This window comes from Erwinia aphidicola, assembly GCF_014773485.1.
GTDB lineage: Bacteria > Pseudomonadota > Gammaproteobacteria > Enterobacterales > Enterobacteriaceae > Erwinia > Erwinia aphidicola.
Genome location: NZ_JACXBP010000019.1, coordinates 1 through 6,419, shown reverse-complemented (window position 1 = coordinate 6,419; position 6,419 = coordinate 1). Strand labels below are relative to the sequence as shown.

At 53.9% G+C, this 6,419-nt stretch carries 7 protein-coding genes and 1 pseudogene; 6 read left to right on the top strand and 2 right to left on the bottom strand.

Annotated features, from left to right (window positions below; translation table 11 throughout):
* From ID864_RS23560 to ID864_RS23830, 3 genes are all read left to right on the top strand, one after another.
* Positions 1-2,201 (top strand): VENN motif pre-toxin domain-containing protein (locus ID864_RS23560; protein WP_224750619.1); only part of this gene is annotated, 2,201 nt, incomplete at its 5' end.
* Positions 2,188-2,445 carry a hypothetical protein gene (locus tag ID864_RS23555; RefSeq protein WP_191150450.1) on the top strand — a complete coding sequence of 86 codons (258 nt, stop codon included), beginning with the start codon at positions 2,188-2,190 and terminating at the stop codon, positions 2,443-2,445. The genes ID864_RS23560 and ID864_RS23555, both read left to right, overlap by 14 nt.
* A 125-nt stretch (positions 2,446-2,570) precedes the next feature.
* A complete protein-coding gene (locus ID864_RS23830) occupies positions 2,571-3,374 on the top strand; it encodes a hypothetical protein (protein WP_224750618.1) in 804 nt (267 codons plus the stop codon).
* A 289-nt stretch (positions 3,375-3,663) separates the two neighbouring features.
* Here ID864_RS23830 and ID864_RS23545 read toward each other — a convergent pair whose 3' ends face one another.
* Positions 3,664-4,023 (bottom strand): SymE family type I addiction module toxin, encoded by a 360-nt coding sequence (locus ID864_RS23545; RefSeq protein ID WP_191150449.1) that lies wholly within the window; start codon positions 4,021-4,023, stop codon positions 3,664-3,666.
* 541 nt (positions 4,024-4,564) lie between these two features.
* On the opposite strand from ID864_RS23545, the gene ID864_RS23540 reads away from it, so the two are divergent.
* A complete protein-coding gene (locus ID864_RS23540; RefSeq protein WP_224750617.1) occupies positions 4,565-5,617 on the top strand; it encodes a VENN motif pre-toxin domain-containing protein in 1,053 nt (350 codons plus the stop codon).
* A 3-nt stretch (positions 5,618-5,620) separates the two neighbouring features.
* Positions 5,621-5,869 (top strand): helix-turn-helix domain-containing protein, encoded by a 249-nt coding sequence (locus tag ID864_RS23535; RefSeq protein WP_099755320.1) that lies wholly within the window; start codon positions 5,621-5,623, stop codon positions 5,867-5,869.
* Positions 5,870-5,913: 44 nt separating this feature from the next.
* On the opposite strand, the gene ID864_RS23530 is transcribed toward ID864_RS23535, so the two are convergent.
* The gene (locus ID864_RS23530; RefSeq protein WP_224750616.1) at positions 5,914-6,186 is read right to left on the bottom strand and encodes a SymE family type I addiction module toxin; all 273 of its coding nucleotides are present in this window, start codon (positions 6,184-6,186) and stop codon (positions 5,914-5,916) included.
* Positions 6,187-6,196: 10 nt separating this feature from the next.
* On the opposite strand from ID864_RS23530, the pseudogene ID864_RS23525 reads away from it, so the two are divergent.
* Positions 6,197-6,419 (top strand): annotated as a pseudogene (locus ID864_RS23525) (hemagglutinin repeat-containing protein); the annotation flags it as partial.

Here is a 6,419-nt window from a genome sequence, read left to right as displayed (position 1 = left end):
ATGAGAACGGCAGCGGCCTGACCCATAGCGAAACCACGCTCGATGCGGGCAGCCATCTCAGCCTGACCAGCGGCCGCGACACCACCCTGAAAGGGGCGCAGGCCAGCGGGGAAAAAATCACCGTTGATGCAGGGCGCAACCTGACGCTGGAAAGCGAGCGGGACAGCGACCGCTATAACGCAAAACAGCAGAACGCCAGCGCGGGCGGCAGCTTCACCCTCGGTTCGATGACCGGTTCCGCCAGCGTCAGCGCCAGCCGGGACAGGCTGAACAGCAACTTTGACAGCGTCAAAGAGCAGACCGGGCTGTTTGCGGGCAAAGGCGGCTATGACGTCACCGTCAAAGAGCACACCCAGCTCGACGGCGCGGTAATAGCCAGCACGGCGGAGAGCGACAAGAACCGCCTTGATACCGGCACGCTGGGCTGGAGCGACATCCACAACCAGGCGGATTACCGCGCCACGCACAGCGGCGGCAGCCTCAGCACCGGCGGGCCGGTGGGCAAGAACCTGCTGACCAATATGGCCGGCGGCATGCTGTCGGGCGCCAACAACAGCGGCCATGCAGAGGGCACGACGAAGGCCGGGGTCAGTGAAGGCGCCCTGCTCATCCGTGACCAGGACGGGCAGCAGCAGGATGTTACCACCCTGAACCGGGATACCGACCACGCCAACGACGGCAGCATCAGCCCGATATTTAACAGGGAGAAGGAGCAGAACCGGCTCAGGCAGGCGCAGCTTATCGGCGAAATCGCCGGTCAGGCGATGGACGTTATCCGCACCCAGGGCGACATCGCCGGGCTGAAGGCGCAGACCGACCCGGCGGCGCTGGCGCAGGCGCGGGAGCAGCTGAAGAAGGACGACAAACCGTTCCGCGAGTCGGACGTGATGCAGCGCGCCTATAACAACGCGATGCAGCAGTACGGCACCGGCAGCGACCTGCAGAAGGCGGCACAGGCGGTAACCGGCGCGCTGACGGCGCTGGCGGGCAATAACCTGGCCGGGGCGCTGGCGAGCGGCGCCTCGCCGTATCTGGCGACGGAAATTAAGAAGCTGACCACCAACCCGCTGACCGGCAAGGTGGACGTAACCAGCAACGCGATGGCGCACGCGGTGCTGGGCGCGGTAACGGCGCAGCTGAACAACCAGTCGTCCCTCGCCGGGGGGCTGGGTGCCGGCGGCGGCGAACTGGCGGCGCGCTACATCGCCGGGCAGCTGTTCCCGGGCAAAACCGCAGACCAGCTGAGCGAGAGTGAGAAACAGCAGGTCAGCGCGCTGAGCCAGCTGGCCGCAGGACTTGCAGGCGGCCTGGCAACGGGCGATACTGGCGGTGCTGTGACGGCCGCCCAGGCGGGCAAGAATGCGGTTGAGGATAACTTCCTGGGGGCCACATCCTCCGACAAGCTGGATAAAGCCATTGAGAAAATTAAGAGCGGCGATAAATCCCTAGCTGCCGCCAATGATCTGATAAAGCTGGAAAATGCCGATAAGCGCAGCGATGCGCTGGTGTCGAAATTTAACAAATACCCCTCGCAGATGAACAGCACGGAACGCGCCGAGCTGGCGGGGTATCTGCGCGTTTACGCGGCTGAAATGGAAAAAGAGTACGGTCCGGCAGTCTCGCAGGAACTGGTCAAAGGGCTGTTGTCGGGCCGGGATTATATCAAGCGTAATCCTGACTCAGCGGCGATGAGCAAGGCTCAGTCGATAATGAATACCTGGGGCTACCATAAATCGAATGCCAGCATCGGCGATGCGCCACTGATATTTGGTGGAAGCGTGCTGGGAGTGACTGTGAAAGGTATGGCGGCTAATGCAGCAATCGGTGTGGGAGTTAATACTGGCGTTCAGCTTGCCGGAAAAGATCCGTTCAGTTACGTCGATGTCATTATGGCAGGAGTAACAGCGGCAGCCACAACAGGAAAAGGTATAATAGCTTCAGCCCCCGTCAATATGGGTGGTGCAGCCATTGGGAGCGGGATTAAGGGAGAAGATCCGCTTAACTCTATGGCTGGTGCGGCTGCGGGTACTGCCGTTGGTGGCGTAGGTGGCGAAATAATAAAAGGTGTCGGTTCAAAACTTGGAAAAGATGCAGTATCTGATTTAACAGGTACGGTTCTTGGTGGCTATATCGGTGAGAAAACAGGTAATGCTTTAAAAGATGAACTCGATAAGAAGGATAAAACCGATGCAAAAAAATAATCTTTTTATTTTAGTCAAACTGATATTGAGTTGCCTGATTTTATTTCTCATTGGCGATTTTGTAGCTGAACTACTTGCATCAGCGATTATTTATTTTAAAAAAGGTTTTTTCCAGTTCAGTTGGAGCGATGTGTTTGACTCTTTCTTAAGATCAGGCTATGTCGGCGGCCTTATTTTAGGTATTGGGATCTGGATAAAAATTTTGTTAAAGGCAAGAACGGCTCAGAAGACTCCATCTGAGTAAACTTTCGATCCCATCCGTAAGCGGTTAGGATTGTTGTTGAGAATAACTATCTGAGTGAGAAAGAGTCACGCCAGCTGGATAAGGAACTCTCTGCCTGTAAACCCTCGGGGAGTGATTGCAAGCCGGTGATTGATAAATATCTCGAAATCAGTAATAAAAACAGCAAAGAGCTGGCAGAAGCCTGTGCCGGTGGCGGTGTTACCTGTGTGACCTGGGAAGAATTAGTACAGGCGGATACCAACGTAGCGCTGGATGAAAATAAACATCAGATAAGGCTGAGTGATAAGTTGAAAGATCCGGACGCCGCTGCGTTAGTGAAATATCTTAACGGCTCGGATCTTAAATTCCTGAAGGATAATATCACCACCGGTGATCGGGTTATGGATGTGGTAATGACCCCAACTTCCTGGCCGGTAGCAATAATGGGGGGGAAGGCAATTATTACTAATGCTGTTAATAACACTAAAGAACAGCTTATTGCTGTGGGGGTTGGCACCGGATTAGGGGCTGGTATTCAGTATGGTACAACTGGAAAAGTAACCCTGTCAGATTTGATAGGCTCTGGTGTGATTGGGGCGATTACCGCAGGTAAAGGTTATAATCCGGTAATGACATGGAACGCAGCGGGTGGTTATTATCAAGCTGAAATTAAAGGTAATGACCCATTTATTTCCGCGTTGGTGAGTAAAGCTGGAGCTGGAGTTGGATATGCTGCAGGTAATATATTGAAAGTACCAGCGGATAAAATTTTAAATCCTGTATCAAAAAAATATGAGTGGGTACCAACTGGAGTATGGACAATTACCAAGCCCGCTCCTCAGAGTTCTTACCCATCGATAATCGGTAATGCAGGTGATTCATTTACTTCCGGTGTGGTTGGTGATGGATTAAACAAAATGCATCCCAGGGGGAATGATGCCTCTAAATAATTCTAGTAGATCACTCTTGAGGTTAGTTTCAGTGTGCTTACTAACCAGTATTGCCTTGATTTTCGTTGGAGTATTCTCGTATTTACTTAAGGGTTGGCTTATTTGGGATTTTGGAAAGCCGTTTCCTTTTGGTAGTGCAGAAATAGTTACGGTACTGAAAATTAGCCTGTTAGGCGTTCCTGCGGGGTTGGTATTTTGGTTCTTTAATATTAGTTGAAAAATAAACTGCACCCCAAAAGTTGGATGCTCAACTTAGTAAGGTGCAGTTTATACCGGGGAGGGATCTTCCCTATTTCAGCTCCCGTGCATGATACCCGCTGTTGCGCGTAAACTTCGGCACGTCACAGGTATTTTGTATCGCCCCCGGAAACGCTTTAAGCCACTGCGCCACCTTCCTGCGGTTAATCGGCACAACGCTTAAGCCCTCGATGCAGCCCCACAGCTCGCGGGTGTCCTGAGTGGTGATCACAATGCAGTCCGGCATCACCCGGATCTTAATCGGCATCCCCTGTATAAATCCCGCCTGTTCCAGCCACTCGCCGCGTAAAAACAGCCCGTGATGCATGGCGCTGCTGTGAAACTCACAGCGGTGGGTCGGTTGCGGAACTTCAGTTGTGCGTGGTTCTGACTTACAATCTCGCTTAGCCATGATAACTACCTTGTATAGTTGCTGTGGTCAGCGGGCTGTCGGTGCTTCAACACCTTCAGTCCGCGCTTAATTACTCTTTGTTGTTCTGTCTATATGCCTGCCCTGCTCTGTTAACTACTGTACAAATATACTCCTGAATTTCTGCAAAATCGCTGAAAATGCTGAAAATAACTGCGGCGCGCCTTCCATTTTTTGATGAAAGTTTAATGTTTTTTCTGCGTGATTAATTTTAGAAAAAAACGACCACTTTCATACAAAGGATGAGCGGGTATCGCAAGTATACACCACGGTCAAACCGGGCGACCTCGACGGCGGCCAGTTTATGGGCAACATGGCCAACGGCCTGCTAACCGACGTAAACGGCAGGGACAGCGACGGCACCATAATCGTGCGCGACCAGACGAACCAGAAGTAGAACGTTATCGAGCTGAGCCGCGACGTTGCGCACGCTAACCAGATCCCCTCCCCTATCTTCGACAAGGACAAGGAGCAGAACCGCCTGAAGGAGGCGCAGCTGATTGCCGAGATTGGCTGCCAGGCGATGGACGTTATCCGTACCCAGGGCGACATCGCCGGGCTGAAGGCGCAGACCGACCCGGCAGCGCTGGCGCAGGCGCGGGAGCAGCTGAAGAAGGACGACAAACCGTTCCGCGAGTCGGACGTGCTGCAGCGCGCCTATAACAACGCGATGCAGCAGTACGGCACCGGCAGCGACCTGCAGAAGGCGGCGCAGGCGGTAACCGGCGCGCTGACGGCGCTGGCGGGCAACAACCTGGCCGGGGCGCTGGCGAGCGGCGCCTCGCCGTATCTGGCGACGGAAATTAAGAAGCTGACCACCAACCCGCTGACCGGCAAGGTGGACGTGGCCAGCAACGCGATGGCGCACGCGGTGCTGGGCGCGGTGACGGCGCAGCTGAACAACCAGTCGTCCCTCGCCGGCGGGCTGGGCGCCGGCGGCGGCGAACTGGCGGCGCGCTACATCACCGGGCAGCTGTTCCCGGGCAAAACCGCAGACCAGCTGAGCGAGAGTGAGAAACAACAGGTCAGCGCGCTGAGCCAGCTGGCCTCAGGGCTTGCAGGGGGCCTGGCGACGGGCGATACTGGCGGTGCTGTGACGGCCGCTCAGGCGGGTAAGAATGCGGTGGAGAATAATGCGCTGGGCTGCGCAGGCTCGTCGAATCCATACTGCGTGGGTAAAAACGACCTGCTCACCACGGGCGGCGGCGGGTCAAACACTAGTGGCCGTGGTGGTTCTTCAGGCTTGGTTGGTAAAAATAGTGCTACTAATTCCTTACAGGGGGTGAAGCTCAATGATTACTACCGACAGGCTGAAAAATATGGTCAGGGTGGTGTAAAAGAATTAGAGGATGGTCGATTCCGATTTTACGGAACTTTGACCCCTGCAAAAACTAGCGGAGAAATGACAGGTGCTCGGCTTGTCAGGGAATGGGATCCAAAATCAGGTCAAACGAGAACATGGTATGAGACACTCGATCATGCTGGGAATATCAGGAGCGTAGCCCCTAAACCTGTCACTAATGATAAAAACCATCATATATTTGATGCTAATGGTAATTATCAGGGTAGAAGATAAAATATGCAGACTAATCAAGTTTCAAGGGACGAAGTTAGAGAAAAGCTTGTTCAGTTAATATCTGGTGATATCGACCGAATGAGTGCGTCTGAATGGGCTATTAACATAGTAGATGATGATCATGTTCGTATAACTGATTCAACAATTTGGAAAATACTGCAATGCTTAGGCTCTGTGGATTTGCCGACAACGGATCGTGATTATCTTTACGAAAATGATGATTTTATCGCTTGGTTGAGTGAACTTAACTGAATAAAACCCCAGTCAATCGGCTGGGGTTTTACTTTATACACCTGTCAGTTACCGTTCTTCCGCTGTGGTTTACTGATCACCTCGATCAGCTCCGTCACCTGCCGCTGCTTACGGGCCGACAGCTTACACACCTTCTTCAGCGTCTGCATAATCTCCGGTTCCGGCTCCAGCTGCCGTGCCGTAATCACCAGGCAGCCCGCCATCACCCGCACATCAATCTTCACCCCGGTATCAAGTCGCCCTTGAGGATAATCCTGGGGCTGTAGGTGTAGCGTGCCGCGCTGCTTCTGGCTTTGGGTTGGCGTGTGCTGGTGCAACTGATGCTGTAATCTGGCGCTGACCGGTGACAGCGTGGCTATCGACCCCGGCTACGACCAGCGCACCCACAGGGAAACCTTCGAGCAGAAGCAGAACGGGCTTAGCCTGGCGCTGTTGGGCAGCGTGGGCAGCACGCTCAACGCCGGGCAAAACCTGTCGATAACGGCAACCGGTAAGAATAACGCCGCGCAAAGCGGCGATATCGCAATATCCGGCAGCCAGCTGAAGGCGG